The 20186-nt window shown below is 66.4% G+C and carries 19 protein-coding genes; 1 reads left to right on the top strand and 18 read right to left on the bottom strand.

The features are described from left to right. Positions 1-11: 11 nt before the first annotated feature. The gene (locus tag ON04_RS10660; protein ID WP_010541606.1) at positions 12-545 is read right to left on the bottom strand and encodes a CinA family protein; all 534 of its coding nucleotides are present in this window, start codon (positions 543-545) and stop codon (positions 12-14) included. After that, the gene (pgsA, locus tag ON04_RS10655) at positions 529-1137 is read right to left on the bottom strand and encodes a CDP-diacylglycerol--glycerol-3-phosphate 3-phosphatidyltransferase (RefSeq protein ID WP_010541605.1); all 609 of its coding nucleotides are present in this window, start codon (positions 1135-1137) and stop codon (positions 529-531) included. The genes ON04_RS10660 and pgsA overlap by 17 nt, the downstream gene beginning before the upstream one ends. A gap of 81 nt (positions 1138-1218) precedes the next feature. Between pgsA and ON04_RS10650 the strand changes: the two genes are divergently transcribed. Next, entirely contained in the window at positions 1219-1500 is a 282-nt protein-coding gene (locus ON04_RS10650) for a YciI family protein (protein WP_010541604.1), read from the top strand. A 37-nt stretch (positions 1501-1537) separates the two neighbouring features. On the opposite strand, the gene ON04_RS10645 is transcribed toward ON04_RS10650, so the two are convergent. The 16 genes from ON04_RS10645 to ON04_RS10570 form a co-directional block, all read right to left on the bottom strand. Then, positions 1538-4411, bottom strand: a complete 2874-nt coding sequence (locus tag ON04_RS10645) for an FtsK/SpoIIIE family DNA translocase (RefSeq protein WP_010541603.1) — start codon at positions 4409-4411, stop codon at positions 1538-1540. Positions 4412-4463: 52 nt separating this feature from the next. Continuing rightward, complete coding sequence (locus tag ON04_RS10640) at positions 4464-5120, bottom strand: TIGR03085 family metal-binding protein (protein WP_010541602.1); 657 nt, start codon at positions 5118-5120, stop codon at positions 4464-4466. 4 nt (positions 5121-5124) lie between these two features. After that, the gene (locus ON04_RS10635) at positions 5125-7320 is read right to left on the bottom strand and encodes a ribonuclease J (protein ID WP_029458243.1); all 2196 of its coding nucleotides are present in this window, start codon (positions 7318-7320) and stop codon (positions 5125-5127) included. Continuing rightward, positions 7317-8276, bottom strand: coding sequence for a 4-hydroxy-tetrahydrodipicolinate synthase (gene dapA / locus ON04_RS10630; protein WP_193350605.1), 960 nt, complete (start codon positions 8274-8276; stop codon positions 7317-7319). Before dapA ends, ON04_RS10635 begins: the two co-directional genes overlap by 4 nt. Before the next feature lie 58 nt (positions 8277-8334). Continuing rightward, positions 8335-9087: an FAD-dependent thymidylate synthase gene (gene thyX, locus ON04_RS10625; RefSeq protein WP_010541599.1), complete on the bottom strand. Its 753-nt coding sequence runs from the start codon at positions 9085-9087 to the stop codon at positions 8335-8337. A gap of 34 nt (positions 9088-9121) precedes the next feature. Then, a complete protein-coding gene (locus ON04_RS10620) occupies positions 9122-9574 on the bottom strand; it encodes a flavodoxin family protein (protein WP_010541598.1) in 453 nt (150 codons plus the stop codon). Then, the gene (locus ON04_RS10615) at positions 9571-10050 is read right to left on the bottom strand and encodes a hypothetical protein (RefSeq protein WP_141564739.1); all 480 of its coding nucleotides are present in this window, start codon (positions 10048-10050) and stop codon (positions 9571-9573) included. The genes ON04_RS10620 and ON04_RS10615 overlap by 4 nt, the downstream gene beginning before the upstream one ends. 10 nt (positions 10051-10060) lie before the next feature. Further along, complete coding sequence (dapB, locus tag ON04_RS10610) at positions 10061-10810, bottom strand: 4-hydroxy-tetrahydrodipicolinate reductase (protein ID WP_010541596.1); 750 nt, start codon at positions 10808-10810, stop codon at positions 10061-10063. Between the two features lie 33 nt (positions 10811-10843). After that, positions 10844-12166: a M16 family metallopeptidase gene (locus ON04_RS10605; protein WP_010541595.1), complete on the bottom strand. Its 1323-nt coding sequence runs from the start codon at positions 12164-12166 to the stop codon at positions 10844-10846. A 109-nt stretch (positions 12167-12275) separates the two neighbouring features. Next, positions 12276-14528 (bottom strand): polyribonucleotide nucleotidyltransferase, encoded by a 2253-nt coding sequence (locus tag ON04_RS10600; RefSeq protein WP_010541594.1) that lies wholly within the window; start codon positions 14526-14528, stop codon positions 12276-12278. Between the two features lie 335 nt (positions 14529-14863). Beyond that, complete coding sequence (gene rpsO / locus ON04_RS10595) at positions 14864-15133, bottom strand: 30S ribosomal protein S15 (RefSeq protein ID WP_010541593.1); 270 nt, start codon at positions 15131-15133, stop codon at positions 14864-14866. Positions 15134-15261: 128 nt separating this feature from the next. Further along, positions 15262-16236 carry a bifunctional riboflavin kinase/FAD synthetase gene (locus ON04_RS10590; protein WP_010541592.1) on the bottom strand — a complete coding sequence of 325 codons (975 nt, stop codon included), beginning with the start codon at positions 16234-16236 and terminating at the stop codon, positions 15262-15264. An 11-nt stretch (positions 16237-16247) separates the two neighbouring features. Further along, positions 16248-17159 (bottom strand): tRNA pseudouridine(55) synthase TruB, encoded by a 912-nt coding sequence (gene truB, locus ON04_RS10585; RefSeq protein WP_010541591.1) that lies wholly within the window; start codon positions 17157-17159, stop codon positions 16248-16250. After that, on the bottom strand, positions 17156-17875 hold the full coding sequence (locus tag ON04_RS10580; RefSeq protein ID WP_010541590.1) for a 4'-phosphopantetheinyl transferase family protein: 720 nt from the start codon (positions 17873-17875) through the stop codon (positions 17156-17158). The genes truB and ON04_RS10580 overlap by 4 nt, the downstream gene beginning before the upstream one ends. Next, positions 17872-18798: a metallophosphoesterase family protein gene (locus ON04_RS10575; RefSeq protein ID WP_010541589.1), complete on the bottom strand. Its 927-nt coding sequence runs from the start codon at positions 18796-18798 to the stop codon at positions 17872-17874. Before ON04_RS10575 ends, ON04_RS10580 begins: the two co-directional genes overlap by 4 nt. Further along, positions 18795-20156, bottom strand: a complete 1362-nt coding sequence (locus ON04_RS10570; protein WP_141564738.1) for an MATE family efflux transporter — start codon at positions 20154-20156, stop codon at positions 18795-18797. The genes ON04_RS10575 and ON04_RS10570 overlap by 4 nt, the downstream gene beginning before the upstream one ends. Between the last annotated feature and the right edge of the window lie 30 nt (positions 20157-20186).

Genomic DNA, 20186 nt, shown 5'->3' with positions numbered 1-20186 from the left:
GGTATAACGCATCAACTGCCGGAAACGTTCCCGCCACCGTGATTCACGTTGTCCACTCCCCCGGTCAGCAGCACGATCTGTTCCAAAGCCGCATCGACGGCGGTGCGGCGGATCCGATGGCGGTCACCGTCCAATCGGAGGGGGACGGCCCACGGCTCCAGTCCCGGCGCACACAGGCCGAGGTACACGGTTCCGGATGGCTTTCCTTCCTGACGGTCCGGCCCTGCCACCCCTGTCAGTCCCACCCCGACGTCGGCACCGCATCGCTCAGCCGCGCCTGCGGCCAACGCCTGCGCGGTCTCGGGAGACACCGCTCCGTATCGCTTCAGCACCGCCGTCGGCACATTCGCGAGGTCGTGCTTGAGATCGGTGGCGTAGACGATCAGACCTCCACGCAACACCGCGCTTGCGCCGGGAACCTCCGCGACAGTTGCGGCGAGCAGGCCCGCGGTCAGAGATTCGGCGGTCGCCAGGGTCCAACCCCGGGACCGGAACGCCTCCACGACGTCGACGGCCCGGGCATTCGGCTCATGCGGGCGTGTCATGTGACTCCCGGGCGGCGTCAGCAGCGCGGCGAGCCTTCACCAAGTAGTCGATTCCCGTGTAGACGGTCAAAGCCACGGCGACGCCCATCACCGCCCACTCGATCGGCCAGAACCAGTGCGGAAGCGGAAGGATGAGCATGCCCAGCCCCACGGTCTGGGTGACAGTCTTGAGTTTGCCGCCCTTACTGGCGGCCACCACGTGGTCCACGCCGAACAGCCGCCACAGGGTGATACCGACTTCGCGGACCAGGATCACCACGGTGACCCACCAGAACAGTTCGTGGACCAAGGACAGCGAAATCATGGCCGCGGCAATCAGCGCCTTGTCGGCAATGGGGTCGGCGATTTTGCCGAAGTCGGTAACCAGCCCGAGCCTGCGGGCGAGGTACCCGTCGACGTAATCGGTGAACATGGCTACGGCGAACACGACGAAGGCGCCCACGCGCCACCACGCGTCTTCGGCGCCGTCGTTGAAGAACACCACGACGAACACCGGCACCAACAGGATGCGAAGCATGGTGAGCACATTCGCGATGTTGAGCACTCGGACCTCGACGGGTCGGGAGCCGTCCTCGGACGTGGAAGCAGTCACCCCCACACCTTAGCGAGAGGCTCACGAATACCCTTGATCGAACATCATCCCCGATGTCTCGAACCACAGGGAGTCAACCCGATGCCGATCTTTGCCGTCACCTACCGCTACGAGGCCGCCCGCGCCGAACAACGCGAGGCCAACAAGCCGGCGCACCGGGAGTGGTTGGAGGCCCGCGTCGCGGAAGGTTCCATAGTGACGGTGGGGCCGTTCGTGGACGGTTCCGGTGCGTTGCTTCTCGTGGAGGCCGACGACGACGAGGCGGCCCGATCGCTGGTACAGCAGGACCCCCACTGCCTGCGCGGAATGGTTCCGGAATTCACGGTGCGGCAGTGGATGCCCGTCTTCGGCGCATTCTCCTGACAACCGCGTGGCCGGGCGATCGCCGGGCCACGCGGGATCAGCCCACCGGCGAGTGTATGGAGTCGTCCAGTTCCGCCTGCTCGCCGTCGGACTCGCTCTCGGGCGGGGTGCCGCCCTTGATCATCCACATCACGGACGCCAATTCGTCGGGCTTGACCAGTACATCTCGCGCCTTGGATCCCTCGGAGGGGCCCACGATGTCGCGCGACTCCATGAGGTCCATGAGTCGTCCGGCCTTGGCAAAACCCACTCGCAACTTGCGCTGGAGCATCGACGTCGACCCGAACTGGCTGGAGACCACCAGTTCCACGGCGGCCAAGAGGTCGTCGAGGTCGTCGCCGATGTCTCCGTCGATGTCCTTCTTCGCGTCCGCCTTCTCGGCGGTCACCGTGTCGTCGTAGTCGGGTTCAGCCTGGTTCTTGGCGTGTTCCACGACCTCCTGGATCTCCTCGTCGGTGATAAACGCGCCCTGCATACGGACGGGACGCGACGCGCCCATCGGAATGAAGAGGCCGTCACCCATGCCGACAAGTTTTTCAGCACCGGGCTGGTCGAGGATGACCCTCGAGTCGGTCAGAGACGAGGTCGCGAAAGCCAGTCGTGACGGAACGTTGGTCTTGATCAATCCGGTCACGACGTCCACCGACGGACGTTGCGTCGCAAGGACCAGGTGGATTCCGGCCGCGCGGGCCTTCTGTGTGATCCGGACGATCGCGTCCTCGACATCCCGTGGCGCCGTCATCATGAGGTCGGCGAGCTCGTCGACGACCGCGACGATGTACGGGTACGGACGGTATTCGCGTTGGCTACCGGGCGGCGTCGTGATCTCCCCCGACTTCACCCTGTCATTGAAGTCACTGATATGGCGCACCCGTGTGGACTTCATGTCCTGGTACCGCTGTTCCATCTCCTCGACCAGCCATGCGAGCGCGGCCGCGGCCTTTTTCGGCTGCGTGATGATCGGGGTGATGAGATGCGGAATACCCTCGTACGGCGTGAGCTCGACCATCTTGGGGTCGATCAGAATGAGGCGGACCTCGTCAGGCGTGGCGCGTGCGAGCAATGAGACCAGCATGGAGTTCACGAAGCTGGACTTACCTGAACCGGTAGAGCCGGCTACCAGTAGGTGCGGCATCTTGGCCAGGTCCGCCGTGACGAAGTCGCCCTCAATGTCCTTACCCAACCCGATGAGTGTCGGGTTGTGCTTATTGGCAGTACGCGGGTCGGTGAGCACATCAGCGAGGCGAACAAGCTCGCGGTCGAGGTTGGGAACCTCGATGCCCACGGCCGACTTGCCCGGGATGGGTGCGAGCAGTCGGACGTTGTCAGTAGCCACCGCGTAGGCGATGTTCCGATGCAGAGCGGTGATCTTCTCGACCTTTACGCCGGGCCCGAGCTCGACCTCGTACCGGGTGACCGTGGGCCCACGTGTGAACCCCGTGACGGCGGCGTCGATCTTGAACTGTTCGAGGACACCCTGGATCGCCTCGATCATCTGGTCGTTGGATTCACTACGCGCCTTGGGCGGGTCGCCTGCGGTGAGCAACGTGAGCGGCGGCAGTGAGTACTCGACGCCACTGAGCAGCTGCGTCTGGGAGTCCAGTCGCTCCACATCGCTGTCGGACGCCGTGTGGGTGGCCGGGGTGTTTTTCTGCTCTACCCCCGAGGCATCCACCCTGGGCGCGCGCGCCGCGGAGGCGGTCGACCGGGTACCTGCATCGGAAGCACCGGCAGTCGTTTCGGCCGCGCCAGCATCGGCGGCCGGAATGGCTACGGGAGCGGATGCGGTCTCGGGGGCGGGCGAGGCGCGCTTGCGAGGTACGCGCGGGGGCCGGGTCGGCGCGGTTGTCGCATCCGTCTCCGGATTCGGTCCACCGGTGGGGTCAACAGACCGTGCCAACTCCGTCGCTGCGCGTGCAGCCGCCGGCATCTCGACGGTCTCCCCGGCCGTAGGGGTGTCGGACCAGGACGAGACACGCCGGCGCGAACTGCGGCTTGAGACAGGACGTTCGGGCTCCGCGGGCTGGTCGAGTTCGGTTACCGGGTAGGCGGTGGTGGCGTCCTCGCCCCATTCGTCGTCGTAGCCGTCGTGATCGACGATGTCGCCGCTGCCGTCCCAGCCAAAGAAGCCGCGGACCATCGCCGGGATCTCGCGCGCCGGCCTTCCCACGATCACGAGAATTCCGAACGCCACAACCAGGACCAGTAACGGAATGGCCACGAAGACGGAAAGCCCGGTCTCCAGAGCCCCACCGATTATCCGTCCCAGAACGCCCGCGCCGGAGCGCACACCGTCGGGGTCGGCCGGCGAGCCCGAGCCCAGGTGCCAGAGTCCGAGAACACCGAGCCCGGTGACGGTGGTTCCGACGAGCCAGCGTGAATGCACATCCGAACGCGGCTCGCGGGCCATCACCAGGACGCCCCATCCGCCGAGGAGCAGCGGAAGGAGCGCGCCGGGGGTTCCGACCACGGTTCGGATCCCCGTGTTGATCCACTGTCCGATGGGGCCGGCCGCGCCGAACCACACCGCTCCGGCGAAGATTATCGCCACACCGATCAGTATCAGTCCGAGCCCGTCGCGCCTGTGTGGCGGAGCCACCTTGTCGTCGTCGGATCCACCACCGAGGCCCCGGACACCGTGTCCGATCCCGCGGGCCGCGGCTGCCCAGCTACCGACCAGACCGCGGCCCACGGCGCCGAACGCGCCGGAGGTGCGGGCGGGGGCGGCCGGCTGCCGACCGCCCCGCGTGGTGGTCTTGGGTGTCGAGACGACAGCCCCGCGCCGCGTGGCGCCGTTTCTTGACGACGGGGTGGGCTTGGTCGATCGCTGCGCTCCCGATTTCGAAGCCGGACGTCGGCCGCCGGGGGCACGGGTTGACCGCGTGCTCGAGGTGGATGCCATGGTCTTCACTCTAACGCCTTAAGCAACACTGGTAACAGCAGCCACACGGGCGGGGAGGCCTTCAGATGCCGCGCGGGACGGACTCGAGCGCATCGATACCCCGCTGGGCGCCCGAGATGTCCACGTTGACCGCGGATCTGCCGAACGCCCACAGGAGCATTTCGATGGGCTCGGCCGTGATGCTCACCAACGGTGCCAGGGCCGCGCCGGTCGAGACCGACCCGCCTTTGGCCAGCTGCACCGTGGCCGGGGTCCGAATGTCCACACGAGCGTCCACCTTGCGCAGGAATGTCCTGGCGACGGTCGTTCCAAGTGTCCAGATACGGTCAAGATCCTCCGCGTCGAACTGCCTGGCGGTCCATTCGGTACCGGCTCGGCGGACGTCCTCGTGGTGGACCAGGTACTCGGCTGCGTTGGCCAACTTATCGGCGTAGCGCAGCGGGGAATACCAGGGCGCACCGCCAGCGATCCTGTCGAGCAACTCGTCCCACGGCCGTTCGGTCTCACGGAGTCGCAGCTCCTCCATGCGGGCGGCGAGCGCGGGTACGACGACCCCGGCGGCCGCATCGATCCGGCCCTCCCGCACCACGAGGTGCGCGGCCAGGTCGCGAGTCGTCCAGCCCTCGCACAGGGTCGGGGCGTCAGGCCCCGAAGAACGCATGGCCGCAACGAGTGCGCTGCGCTCACGCCTGGCGAGGGTCGGACGATCGGAACTCACTTGCCTAGACCTCCGCGCCAGCGGAGGTGATGACCGTCGGCACGATCATCGGCTTGCGGCGCCACTTCTCGGACACCCACTGACCAACGGTCCGACGCACGGCCTGCGCGAGGCGGTACGGGTCGGTCTCGCCCTTGCCGGCGAGGTCCCACAGTGCGTTCTCCACCAATTCGACGACCGGTGCCAATGCACCGGGCTCGTCGGTGAAACCCTTACCGATAATCTGCGGCTTGCTCACCGGACGCCCGGTGCGGGGGTCCACCACGACCGTGGCCACGATGAAGCCGTCCTCGGCGAGAGCTGTGCGGTCCGCGAGTACGGTGTCGCCGACGTCCCCTGTCGAAAGGCCATCAACGTACAAGTTGCCGACGGCGATCTGGCCGACCACGGACGCCTTGCCGTCGATCAACTCGACGACCACACCGTTCTGCGCCAGGACAACGTTGTTCTCGGGTACGCCAGTGGCGATAGCGAGGGCCTTGTTGGCACGGAGGTGCCGCCATTCGCCGTGGACAGGCATGGCGTTCTTGGGGCGAACGGCGTTGTAGATGAAGAGCAACTCGCCGGAGTAGCCGTGACCGGAGACGTGGATGTTCGCCTCGCGTCCCGTGATCACCTCGACACCCATCTGCGACAGGCTGTTCATGACACCGAACACGGCCTCCTCGTTGCCCGGCACGAGCGATGAGGAGAACAGCACGGTATCGCCGCCGGACAGGTTCACCTGACGGTGCTCCTTTCGGGCCATCCGAGACAGGCCTGCCATCGATTCACCCTGGGTACCGGTGGTCACCACCACGAGCTTCTCGGACGGGAGCTTGGCCGCGGCATCCATGTCCACGATTACCCCCGACGGATCGGTGAGCAGGCCCATCTCGAGTGCGATCTCCATGTTTCGCAGCATCGATCGCCCGTTCAGAGCAACCTTGCGGCCGGAGGCTGCGGCCGCCTCGACCACCGACTGCACGCGGTAGACGTTGGAGGCGAAGCAGGCCACCACGACGAGCTGGCGCGCGTCGTCGATCAACCGCTCGAGAGCCGGACGGACACCGGTCTCCGACGGGCTGATGCCGGGGGTGGTGGCGTTCGTCGAGTCCACCAGCAGCAGGTCGATGCCGTCGTCGCCGAACCGCGACATCTTGGGCAGGTCGGTGGGGCGCTTGTCCGTGGGGAGCTGGTCGAGCTTGATGTCACCGGTCATCATCACGGAGTTACCTCCGGCGTGGATGACCACACCGAGGCACTCTGGAATCGAGTGGTTCACGTCAAAGTACTTGACCTCGAACGCGCCGAACTTGCTGATGCTCGACTCGTCGACCTCGTGGAACACCGGCTTGATGCGGTGCTCGCGGCACTTCGCGGCGACCAGCGCGAGCGTGAACTTGGAGCCGACGACCGGGATGTCCGGGCGCAACTTCAGCAGGAACGGGATGGCGCCGATGTGGTCCTCGTGCCCGTGGGTGAGGACCAGCGCTTCCACGTTGTCGAGACGATCCTCGATGTGCCCAAAATCAGGCAGGATCAGGTCGACTCCGGGCTCGGTCGAACTGGGGAACAGCACGCCACAATCCACGATGAGCAACTTCGAGTCGTACTCGAACACGGTCATGTTGCGACCGATCTCGGAGATGCCACCGAGTGCCACCAGTCGCAACGCACCCTTGCGGGGCTTGGGGGGGCTGGGGAGCCGGACGGTCATGTCCGCACCCTGCATCGTCTTGACACCACCAAAGTCGGCGGTCGACGAATCGCCGCGACCACGCCCGCGGCCACGCCCGCCACGGTTGCGGCCGCCGTTCTGACTGCCACCACCCTGGTTATCGTTGCTCTGACCGCCACCGTTCTGGTTGCCACCGTTGTTCTGGCCACCACCCTGGTTGTTGCCGCCCTGATTGCCTCCGCCGGAGGAGGATCCGCGTCCGCGGCCCCCACGGCTTCCGCCCTTGGATGCATCCCGCTTCTGGCTCTGCTGGCCCTTGTCCTTTTGGGTCTGCTGCTGCGATTTGTCCTGCCGAGAAGCGGCCTGCTGATCCTTGTCGGCTGTGGAGCCGCCCTTGCCACTGTCGCTGGCGCGTGCCGAGGCGACCGGGGACGGCTCGGTGAACTGCACAGCCGTGGCCGGTGCCGGCTCCCCGGTGGGGCGACCGGCGGCACGACGGGTGCGTCCCCGTCCTCGACTGTTAGAGGTACTCTCTGTCATCTGGTGACTCCTGCTCTGTGCAGCAGCGACGCGAGTGCGTGCTGCTGCTCATCGGTTGGTGGTAACTGCGGGAGACGCGGCATTCCGGCCGGGATCCCGAGAAGTTCTAGTGCTGACTTGGACATCGACACGCCCCCGAGCGCCCGCTGGGCATCGAAGAGCGGGAGGAGTCCGAGGTTGATCCGGCGGGCCGTCTCGACATCGCCGGCGAGGTACGCGCGGCGCAGTTCCACCAATTGTGGAGCGGCCACGTGGCCGATCACACTGACGAAACCACTGGCTCCGACGGCTAACCACGGGAGATTGAGCTGGTCATCTCCCGAGTAGTAGACAAGATCGCAGTGCGACATGACCGTCACCGCATCGTGGAAATCTCCCTTGGCATCCTTGACCGCCACGATGTTCGGGTGCGCGGCTAGGCCGATCAGAGTGTCCGCCTGGATGGGAACTACAGACCGCGGCGGGATGTCATAGAGCATCACCGGCCGGTCCGTTGCGTCGGCGATAGTCCGGAAATGGGCGTCGAGACCCGCCTGGGTTGGCTTCGAATAATACGGCGTCACGACGAGCATCCCGTGTGCGCCCGAGGCCGCGGCCTGGCGTGCGCAGTGGACGGAATGGGCGGTGTCGTAGGTGCCGACACCGGCGACGATCGTCGCCCTGTCCCCCACCGTCGCCAGAACGGTCTCCAGGACTGCCATCTTCTCGGCGTCCGTCGTGGTGGGTGACTCCCCCGTGGTGCCGGAGACGACTAGACCGTCGCACCCCGAGTCCACGAGATGTTGCGAGACACGTGCGACACCCTTCAGATCGACGTAACCATCGGGTCCGAAAGGGGTGACCATCGCCGTGAGCACCGTGCCGAACGGCGTCGGGCGCCTGGTTTCGGTTGGGATGGGGCGGCTGTCGGCCGGCGATTGCCAGCCTTCAGGGCCCCCGGTGGTCACGTGTGTCATGGTGCCCCAGAGTACCCGCAGTGTGTCGGTAGACCCGATTCCGACCCGAGGTGTGGCGTCATCCCTCCAGGACGTACGGGCTCACGGCGATCTCCGATCCGTCCTCCAACGTCGTGATCTCGAAGTCCGAGAACACCGCTGGCGCTGCATCACGGAGCTGTCGAAGAACATCGATCGCCAGACCACGGATCTCTGTGTCCGCATGCTCGGTGGCTCGCATTCCGATGAAGTGGCGCCACGACCTGTAGTTTCCGGTCACGACGATTCTCGTCTCGGTGGCATTGGGGAGCACGGATCTGGCGGCTTGGCGCGCTTGCTTGTGACGCAACATCGGGTTGGGCACGTCAGCAAACCGGTCCTCGAGCTTGGAGAGCATCTCCGCATAGGCGTCACGTGAGGCATCAGTGGCGCGTTGAAAGATCTCCACCAGTTCAGGATCGTCAGCGATGGCCGGGGGTGGAACGACCTTCGAGTCGTGCTCGGGGACGAACCGCTGGGAGAGCTGACTGTAGGAGAAATGCCGATGCCGGATCAGCTCATGGGTGCAGGAACGCGATATCCCGGTTATGTAAAAGGTCACGTTCGCGTGCTCGAACACCGACAGATGCCCGACCTCCAGGATGTGCCGGAGGTAGCCCGCATTCGTGGCGGTGCGCGGGTTCGGCTTGTCCCAACTCTGGTAACAGGCTCGACCGGCGAACTCGGCGAGTGCGGAACCACCCTCCGAGTCGGTGTCCCACCCGAGCTCGTCGGGTGGGGTGAACGCGGTGTGCGCGACCATGCGGACCTGCCGCCGGACGAGCTCGGACATGATGAGGCTCCTAATCAAGAAGGTGGTGGCAGGGTCAGCCGAGAAGATGTGCGGCCACGGTGGCCGCGATGTCGGCCGCGGCGTCCAGTTCAGCGCCCCCGGGCTCGCCGGTCAACTGCAACGCCGGACCGACCTGACGGAGGTCCCACCCGGTCGCGATCCGCTCGACTGAGGTGACGGCGCCGGACGTGTCGTTGTCCCCGTGCACGCAGAGCGCGTAGGGCCGACCGGCGACCGCACCCTCACAGGTGTAATAGTTGCGGTCGAAGAAGTGTTTGAGCGCGCCTGACATATAGCCGAAGTTCGCCGGGGTCAGGAAAACATAGCCCCCGGCACGGAGAACGTGGTCGTCGGTCGTGGCCAGGGCCGGGACCGACTCGACCTCGACGTCCTCGAGCTCCGGGTGCGCCAGACCGGTTTCGAGCGACTCCAGAATCCGCCGCAAGCGCGGGGAGGGCGCATGATGAACCACCAAAACCATGCTCACAGTGACTCCCCCGAACGGGATTTCTCCGCACCGTGCAAGCTGATCGCCTCCCGCATCACCTCGCGGGCCCGGATCCGGTCGCCGGCATGGTCGTAGGCCCGGGCCAACCGATAGTGAGACCTCCAATCGTCCGGAGCGGCCTGGTATTCGGCGCTGACCTGGTCGAACAGGCCGTCCGCCGCAGCGTGCTCGAGTCGGCCGGATGGACGCTGGTCGAGGCCGGTCAGGTCTAGCTCGATGCCCTCCGCCGCCGCAGCTGCGGAGATGCGCTGCAGCTCTAACCCGTTTCGCACGATCGCCCAAGTGGCCCAAGCGCCCACACAGGTCAGCAGGATAATTCCTACTCCGAGCCCACGCATAGCCAGAAAGTCCGAGCGCGTGATCATGGCCCATCCGAGAAATAACAGGTAGCCGAATGCCACCAGCAGACCGAGGGCGGTCACGATCATGACCGTCGGTTTAGCGATTCTGTCCACGATGGATCCCCTACAGGTCCATGAAGGCGTCGAGCCCCACGGTGAGACCCGGCGCCGAACCTATAGACCGGACGCCCAGAAGAACCCCCGGGGCGAAAGAAGTGCGATCCAGCGAATCGTGCCTGATGGTGAGCGTCTCCCCCTGTGTCCCGAGCAGGACCTCCTGGTGAGCGACCAGTCCGGTCACGCGTACAGAGTGAACTCGGACGCCGTCCACATCGGCTCCTCGCGCGCCGTCGAGTCCGGTCGTGGTGGCATCAGGAGACGGCCCGAGGCCCGCCTCGGCGCGGGCCTCAGCCATCATGGCAGCCGTGCGGTGGGCGGTGCCCGATGGTGCGTCGGCCTTGTTCGGGTGATGCAGTTCAATGATTTCCGCGGACGGGTAGTAACGCGCGGCCTGCACGGCGAACCGCATCATGAGGATCGCACCGATGGCGAAGTTGGGAGCCACCAGCACCCCGGTCTCGGGCTCCGTCTCCAGCCACCCACGAAGCGTATCCAAACGCTCGTCGGTGAATCCGGTCGTCCCTACCACCGCGTGGATACCGTTGGACACACAGAACTCGAGGTTTTCCATCACCACATCGGGGTGGGTGAAGTCGACAACGACCTGTGCGCCGGACTCGACGAGGGACTGGAGAGAATCCCCCTGGTCAACCTCCGCGACGAGCTCCAAGTCCTCGGCCTCGCGGACCGCCTCGCAGATCGCCGTACCGACTTTCCCGCGTGCACCGAGCACTCCGACCTTGGTCATCGTCATGGTCTCCTCCGTTATCGTCAAGACCCTTCCAGCCTATCCGCCGACCCTCCCGAGCAGCCCAGCCGCGCCGCCTCCGGGCATCCCGGGTCCCACCGCGGCCAGGCACCAGGGGGCGGTCTCAGTGGCCCAGTAATCCGCCACCGCATCGCGGGTCACCCTGCGGAAACGGTCAACCGATTCAGAGACGGGTACAACAGCATCCCTATCGAGTAGGTGGCGTCCGATCCTCGTCATCCTTGACAGCGGATCATCCAGACCGAGATGGATGGAACCGGAGAGATGCCCGAACGCCCTGTCCACCTCATCGGCGGAAGCAGGATCGGTAGCCATGCCATCGACGACCGTTCCGAGTTCTTCGCAGAGAGCTTCAGTGCGAGCGGACGGGCATCCCGCCACCACCGTCATCAGCCCGGTCGTGCGGAATTGGTCCATGCTGGCGTAGACGGTGTACGCCAGACCGAGATCCTCCCGAATGCACTGGAACAGTCTCGAACTCAGCCCGCCCCCGAGGACTGCGGTGGCTATCTGCGCGGTCGCCCGATCCCGGTGATCCCGCGCCGGGGTGCGGCGTCCCAGTGCGATCAACGACTGTTCCGAGTCCTCGTCCTCCCCCACCAGTATCGGGGTCGGCGCCCAGGCACCCCGGCCACCGACAGTCCCGGTTGTGCCGGTGACCTCCTGTGAATTCTCGGAGTTCTCCCGAGCGGCCGCGTCGCGCACGACACGCGCCAGCGGCCCTTCCGCGATGCGACGGACCAGTGCGTCGTGGTCGACCCGTCCTGCCGCCGCAACAACCACGTCACCGGCCAGTAGAGCCCGACGATGGAATGCCACAAGGGTCTCGGAATCCAAGGACTCCACGGATTCCACGGTACCGATGATCGGTCGGGCGAGCGGGTCGTGGCCAAGCGCCGCGGTGGTCACCAGTTCGCAGGCGAGATCCTCCGGGTCGTCGGCCCGACCGGCTAACTCGTCCAGAACGATGTCCCGCTCGATCTCCACGTCATTCGGGTCGCACACGCCGTTGGCCACCACATCGACCAGCACGTCAACCGCTGTGGCGAGGCCTTCCGCCGGAACGTGCACGTGGTAGCAGGTGTGTTCCCGACCGGTGTAGGCGTTGAGGTCACCACCCAGCAGGTCGATCCGCTCCGAGAGTTCCCGGCCACTCGCCGTCGTGGTCCTCTTGAACAACACGTGCTCCAGAAAGTGGGCCGCGCCGTGTTCCATCGGCTGTTCGTCCGCGGAGCCCGAGCCGATCCATACGCCAACCGCCGTGGTGTGGCACCAAGGCAGGGATTCGGTTACCACCCTGAGCCCCGGGATCGACCGGTCAACTCGGATCGTCGTGTCCACTACCCACACTCCTAAGAGGGAAACGACCGAGGCACGTACCCCACCGAACTCGAAGGGGTACGTGCCTCGAATGGTGCCGACCCCGCGGTAGGCGGGGCGGGCGGGAGGATCAGTCGTCGCTCTGGACATCCTCGGTCGGCTCATCATCGCTGACAGGCACGAGGCTGATCTTGCCGCGGTTATCGATATCCGCGATCTCGACCTGCATCTTGTCGCCCACGTTCACGACGTCTTCCACCTTGCCGACGCGCTTGCCCTGGCCCAGCTTGGAGATGTGGACCAGTCCGTCGCGGCCCGGAAGCAGCGAGAGGAATGCGCCGAACGGGGCGGTCTTGACGACTGTGCCGAGGAACCGCTCGCCGACCTTGGGCAACTGTGGGTTGGCGATGGCGTTGATCTTGTCGATCGCGGCCTGGGCGGAGTCGCCGTCAGTGGCACCGATGTACACGGTGCCGTCGTCCTCGATCGACACCGAGGCGCCGGTCTCCTCGGTGATCGAGTTGATCATCTTGCCCTTGGGCCCGATAACCTCGCCGATCTTGTCGACGGGGACCTTGATGGCGATGATCCGCGGCGCGAACGGGCTCAGCTCATCTGGCTCGTCGATCGCCTCGGCCATCACGTCGAGGATTGTCAGACGAGCTTCGCGGGCTTGCGTCAGCGCACCGGCCAGGATCTCCGAGGGAATGCCGTCGAGCTTGGTGTCCAGCTGCAGAGCCGTGACGAACATGCCCGTGCCGGCGACCTTGAAGTCCATGTCACCGAACGCATCCTCGGCACCGAGGATGTCGGTCAGTGCGACGTAGCGAGTCTCACCGTCGATTTCATCGGAGACCAGGCCCATGGCGGTGCCTGCGACCGGCGCCTTGAGCGGCACTCCGGCGTTGAGCAGCGACAGCGTCGAAGCGCAGACGGAACCCATAGAGGTGGAACCGTTGGAGCTCAATGCCTCGGACACCTGACGGATCGCGTAGGGGAACTCCTCCACGCTGGGCAGCACCGGCATCAGAGCACGCTCAGCGAGTGCACCATGGCCGATCTCACGACGCTTGGGCGAACCCACACGCCCGGTCTCACCGGTGGAGTAAGGCGGGAAGTTGTAGTGGTGCATGTAGCGCTTGCTGGTTTCCGGTCCCAGCGAGTCGATCTGCTGTGCCATCTTGACCATGTCCAAAGTGGTGACACCCATGATCTGGGTCTCGCCACGCTCGAACAAGGCCGAGCCGTGGGCGCGTGGGATGACCTCGACCTCGGCGGAAAGCGCCCGGATGTCCCGCACGCCTCGACCATCGATGCGGAAGTGGTCTGTGAGGATCCGCTGGCGCACGATCTTCTTGGTGAGTGACTTGAACGCGGCACCCACCTCGCCGAGACGATCGGCAAAACGCTCGCTGAGCTCGTCGAGCACCGTGGCCTTGAGCTCGTCGGTCGCGGCGTTGCGGTCATGCTTGTCCGCGATCTGCATAATCTTCCCGAGCTTGGTCTCCGCGATCTTCGCGACCGCCGCATAAGCGTCGTCCTGGTACGGCGGGAACAGCGGGAACTCGCGCGGCGTACCGGGGGCGGCGGTGGCCAGAGCCTGCTGCGCGGCGCAAAGTTCGGAGATGAACGGCTTGGCCGCCTCGAGTCCCTGGGCCACGACGTCCTCGGTGGGCGCCTGGGCGCCACCGGCGATCTTCTCGATCACGTTATCGGTGGCTTCGGCCTCGACCATCATGATCGCCACGTCGGCGGTGTCACCCGACCCGATCACACGGCCGGCGACGACCATATCGAAGACAGCGTCTTCGAGCTGCTCGACGGTCGGGAACGCGACCCACTGGCCGGCCGGGTCGGCGGCGGTCGGGATGAGGGCGATACGTACGCCGCCCACGGGGCCGGAGAACGGCAGCCCGGACAGCTGGGTCGAGGCAGAGGCCGCGTTGATGGCCACCACGTCGTACAGGTCCTTGGGATCCAGGCTCAGGACGGTCACAACGACCTGGACCTCGTTGCGGACGCCGTCAGCGAAGGTCGGCCGCAGTGGCCGGTCGATGAGCCGACACGTCAGGATCGCATCTGTGCTGGGGCGACCTTCGCGGCGGAAGAACGAGCCCGGAATACGACCCGCGGCATACATCCTCTCCTCGACATCCACCGTGAGCGGAAAGAAGTCGAAGTGCTCCTTGGGGTGCTTGCCCGCCGTGGTTGCGGACAGCAGCATGGTGTCGTCGTCAAGGTAAGCGACGACCGCGCCAGCTGCTTGCTGGGCCAACCGGCCTGTTTCAAAACGAATCTCGCGGCGACCGAAGTCGCCGTTGTCGATGGTCGCGACGGTCTCAAAGACTCCGTCATCAACCTCGACGGCATTGATCTGTGGCATATAGATTCCTGTCGTGTGGGAAATGGGGCCACACGGCGGAGTCGTCCCGCCGTGGCCACCGGGCAACACGTCAGGGGGTCCCGGTACGACTTCGGTCTTCGATCGAAGCGGCCGGATCCGGTGCCCTGTCCATAGGGCCAACTCGATTCCGGCAGCCACTACCGAGGACCGCCAATCGGACCTGTCAACCACCCCGGCACGTGTGCGCCGGACTAGCTCAGGCTATCAGGGAAAACACGCGAGGTCACCGAGGCGCACGGGCCGTCGCCCCCGGCAGACAACTGTTCCCCGCCCTGAACAGGACGGGGAACACTGGAATCTGTGTGCGGCGTGCGTCAGCGACGCAGGCCGAGTCGCTCGATCAGGCTGCGGTAGCGTGCGATGTCAGTCTTGGCGATGTACTTGAGAAGGCGACGCCGACGACCGACCAGAAGGAGCAGACCACGACGCGAGTGATGGTCGTGCTTGTGGTCTTTGAGGTGCTCGGTGAGCTGCTGAATGCGCTTGGTCAGCATCGCGATCTGGGCCTCGGGTGAGCCGGTGTCTGTCTCGTGGATCCCGTATTCGGCCAGTACGGCCTTCTTGTCTTCGGTGCTCAGTGCCATGATTACTCCCGGTTGTTCCAGTCCACGAAAATGAGTAACCCCGCCGCCGCGGACCGCAGCAGAGCCGATAGATGACGCTACCAGTACGGACCCCTCGGGCCCGAATCGACGGCTGTGGACCCTGCCGGTCAGATTTCCAGCACGGCCCTGGTCCGGTCGACGTCGCGCCCCATGGCCACCAGGAGTTCATCCACGGAGGAGAACTTCTCCATGGACCTGACGTGGTCCACAAAATCAACCGCGGCGATACGTCCGTAGAGGTCGGCCACCTCGTCCAGTACAAACGCCTCGACACTCCGCGCAGCGTCGCCGAATGTGGGGTTGGTCCCCACGGACACCGCGGCTGCGTACCGACGCCCCGGGACGATCGAGCCGTCGAGTGGACCGTCGTCCATGACGGTGAACCATCCTGCGTACACGCCGTCAGCTGGCACCGCGGTGTACTCGGTCAGGTTGAGATTCGCCGTCGGATAGCCGAGGTCACGGCCGCCGCGCCCAGCACCGTGGATCACGGGGCCGCATACCCGGTGCGGTCGGCCGAGAAGCTCCGCCGCGCCCGCCACATCCGATTCGGCGAGGAGTCGTCTGATCCGGGTCGACGACACGGTCTCACCGTCGGACTCCATGAGATCCACCACATTAACGGTGATCTCGCGCTCGGCACCTAGCTCGCGGAGCGTGTCCGGCGTGCCGGCGGCGCGACGACCGAAGGTGAAGTTGCCGCCCACCGTGACCGCCCGGCAACTCAATCCCTTGACCAGGACGCGATCGACGAACTCGTCCGGGTCCCACGACGCCATCTCCCTGTCGAAGGGCAGTGCGAACACCGCCTCCACCCCGAACTCGCCAGCCAGTTCGGCCCGTCGATCCAGGGGCGTGAGCACGAGCGGGTGGGTGCCGGGGCGCACCACCTCCACCGGGTGCGGGTCGAAGGTGACCAGGACGGGGCTCGCACCGAGTTCGCGTGCGCTGTCAACGGCACGCTCCACGAGTTTTCTGTGGCCCCTGTGGAGCCCGTCGAACACCCCGAGCGCGACAGAAGTCCCGCCGTCGGGGGTCACGATCGCGTCGAAAGTTCGCCACAGTTGCACGGCGACCACCATACGCCCGGGACTCACAGCCCCGCCGGTCGCATGACGACGACCGGGGCCGCGCGCTTGCCCGACTCCGACACGAGCGCCGCGACCCGACCGTCCGGCGCGACCGCCGCCACCACGCCGGTGTCGCCCTGGGCATCCAGCCACCTTCCGTGCCGGAGTCCCTCGGCATCTTCTGCGTCGATATCACGACGGGGGAAGGCTGCCAGCGCTGCGGCGTCAAGGTCGAGGGAGAGCCGGGGTTCGGCCTCCAACTCCTCGAGGGTGCGGGCCACGTCCAGGTCGAACGGCCCCACCATCGTGCGTCTGAGCGCCGTCAGGTGCCCTCCTACACCGAGTCCCGCGCCGAGGTCCCGAGCGAGCGCCCGGATGTAGGTTCCGGTGGAACAGTCGACGACGACGACGAGGTCCACCACCTCACCTGAGCGCAGCCGCCCCAGAACGTCGAACCGGGAGACCGTGACCCGCCGCGACTTCAGCACGACCTCCTCGCCCGCCCGCACACGGTCGTAGGCTCGCTTGCCGTCTACCTTGATCGCGCTGACGGCGGAGGGAACCTGGTCGATCTCCCCCGTGAGTGCGGCCACTCCGGCGTCGATCGCCTCGTCGGAGACCTCGGAAGCGTCCGCGGTGGCGGTGATCTCGCCCTCAGCGTCGTCGGTGGCGGTTGTCTGCCCCAGCCGGATGGTGGCCTCGTAGGACTTGGTCTCCAGTGCGAGCAGCCCGAGCATCTTGGTGGCGCGTTCGATCCCCACCACCAGCACTCCGGTGGCCATCGGATCGAGTGTTCCCGCGTGCCCGACCTTGCGTGTACCGAAGAAACGGCGCAGGCGCGCGACCACATCGTGACTGCTCATACCACCCGGTTTGTCGACCACGACGAGGCCGGGCTCGGGGGCGGGACGGGGTTCCGATCTGCGAGAGGTCACGGGAACACGGTATCCACGCCGGCCGGTCGGAGCACGATCGCCGAGGCCACGTAGCCGTCCCGGACCACCCAACGACCGTGGAACTCAAGCAGATCCGCTCCCCCGTCAACCGCGTGGGGCTCCACCAAGATCCGCGACCTCAGTGCGCCGGTGACCACGTCGTCGTCGATCCTGTCGGGAACAAGGGTGATCCGTGCATCGGCGAAGCCCAACCATCTCCGGGTGAGCGGGAACCACGCTTTGTAGGTGGCCTCTTTGGCCGTGAACAGCAGGCGGTCCCAGTGCACCGATGGCATATCCGAGCGAGCAGCGCGGACCCACGCCGCCTCGTCCGGCAACGAGACGGCATCAAGGACCCCGTCCGTCAGGGACCCGTGGACCTCGACATCCACGCCCAGCGAGCGGACCCGGCCCGTCGGAGCCAGCGCTGCGGCGCGCAGACCATCCGTGTGTGTGAGGGTTCCCACCACTCCGGGCGGCCACACCGGCATGCCCTGACCTCCGCGCACCACCGGCCCCACGGGAACGCCCAGCCTGGTCATGGCCTCTCGCGCGCACGCCCGGGCCGACGCGAATTCGACTCGCCGCCGCTCGACCGCCCCGGCAATCTGCTCGGCCTCTACCGGATGCAGCGCGTCGAGCACCGCCGCGTCATCCATCCCCAACTCGGAGTCGGTTACCGTCACCACATCGGGTGGCAGAATGTCGCGGATCACTGCTCCTCCTCCAGGAATGGTCCGGGCTCTCCCGGCCGGGCGAGCCGGGGCAGTCCCTGCCCGTCACGGATCCACCTCGCCTGTGGCTCCGCCGGGGCGGGCAGGATCTGACGGGCCAGCGGCTCCGGACGCCCCCGGCTCCCCCACTCGCGCGGGTACCCCAGGGAGACTTCCTCGAAACGCACCTCGTCGTAGCTGGACGACCTCGGGATGTGCAGATGTCCGTAGACGCACGCGGCGGCGCGGTAACGGCGGTGCCAATCGGCAGTCTGATCCGTGCCGCACCACAAGGCGAAGTCGGGGTGGCGTAGTACCCGCGTGGGGTCCCGCAGCAGCGGCCAGTGATTGATCAGGACTGTCGGATGGGGTGGGTCGATCCGGCCCAACCTTGATGTGGTGGCAACCAGACGATCGCGGCACCACGCCGCCGCGTCTGAATACGGCGCCGGATCGATGAGGAACTCATCAGAGGCCACCACGCGTCGTTCGCGTGCGCCCGCTAACGCGTCCGGCCGGGACTGGCCGCGCACCAGCGTCCACGAGTAGTCGTAGAGCAGGAACATCGGCACGATCCACGCCGGTCCGCCAGGCCCTGTCCACAACGGGTATGGGTCCTCCGGCGTGTCCACACCGATCGCGCGGCAGGCCTCCACCAGGCGGTCGTACTTCGTCGGGGACGTGATGCCCTCGTCGTCGCGGCCGATCCAGAGTTCGTGGTTTCCCGGCACCCAGATCACGCGTTCGAAGCGCTCGGCTAACCTACCGAGCGCGTTCACCACATGGTCGGTCTTCTCCGCGACGTCCCCCGCCACGATCAGCCAGTCACCCGGATGACCGGGGTGGATCTCGTCCAGCACATCCGCGTTGCCGCGATGCCCGACGTGGAGGTCGGATACCGCCCGCAGACTCGGCGTCGAGGTCATGATTCGTCGTCCTCCCCTGCGCTGGATCGCGCGATCCGACCTCCGTTAGGTGTTCCGGCACCGGTCACCATCCATGCCTCGCCACGTACTCGAATCGCCACCGCTATCAGTCTCATCCCCACGAACACACCCATCCCCCACCAAATCCCCGCCAGACCCCAGCCGAAGTGGCGGGTCGCCAGTAGAACCGGCAGGAAACCGGACAGCGCGGCGATCACCGTGCTCGTACGCAGGTATGCAGCGTCTCCGGCCCCCAGTAGTACACCGTCGAGGCCGAACACCACCGCCGCCGGAATCACCACGACCGCCATCCCGACCAGCGCCACCGTCAGACGCTCCGCCACGCCGGGATCACCCGCCAGGAACAGGGACACAGGACCACGCAGTGCCACGGTGAGCACAGCCAGCACCGCCCCCAGCCCGAGCGACCACACCACCACTGCACGCGCGAGCGCGCGGCCGTGCGCGGCGAGGCCTGCCCCCAGGGCGGCGCCGACCAGTGATTGCGCGGCAATCGCGACCGAATCCAATACCAGTGAATAGAGCGCCCACATCTGCTGGGCCAGATGGTGCGCTGCCAGCGAGCCCACTCCGGCCGCAGCCGCGGCCGTGGTGGCTACTGCGAACGTGATCTGGAACGACGCGGTGCGGATCACTAGGTCCACACCCATACGGAGTTGGCTCACGATCACGGTGCGCCGCGGTCCCAGGGGTCCCCGGTGCTCGCGCACCAGAGCCACCAGGAAACCCGTCGCCATAAGCACCTGTCCCGCCAGATTGGACCACGCACTACCCACCAACCCCAACGCGGGCGCCGGCCCGAGCCCGGGCACGAGCAGCACGCACCCCGCGGTGGAAACCCCGATCCCCACCGTCACCAGGAATAGCGGGGTGCGAAGTCTCTGTACGCCGCGCATCCAGCCGTGTCCCGCCGACGCGACGAGGATGCACGGAATGCCCCACACCGCCACCTGCAGCCATTCCGCGGCCTCTGCCGCGACCTCGGCATCCGCGGCCAATACGCGCGTCAATGGCCCCACCAGTGCGAGAACAGCTGCCACCACGGTCGCGCCTACCGCGAACGCTATCCATGTGGCCTGGACGCCTTCGGCGACCGCGTCGGCCCGGCGTCCGGCGCCGTGCAGTCGTGCGGAGCGAGCGGTGGTGCCGTAGGACAGGAAGTTCATCTGGGTTCCTAGAACCAGCAGGACCAGTGCACCCACACCGAGGGCAGCGAGGTCATCGGGTCCCTGACGGCCCACCACGATCCCGTCGACGAGCAGGTAGACCGGCTCCGCCGCGAGCACCGGCAGGACCGGAAGTGCTATTGACCACAGCCGCCGTCCGAGGGCGGCCACGCCCGTACCGGGATCAGGACCAACGTGTGC

This window comes from Dietzia alimentaria 72 (assembly GCF_000226215.1).
In the GTDB taxonomy this organism is placed as follows: Bacteria; Actinomycetota; Actinomycetes; order Mycobacteriales; family Mycobacteriaceae; genus Dietzia; species Dietzia alimentaria.
Note: the sequence above shows the minus strand (reverse complement) of the source record. Positions and strands in the feature narration are given on the sequence as shown.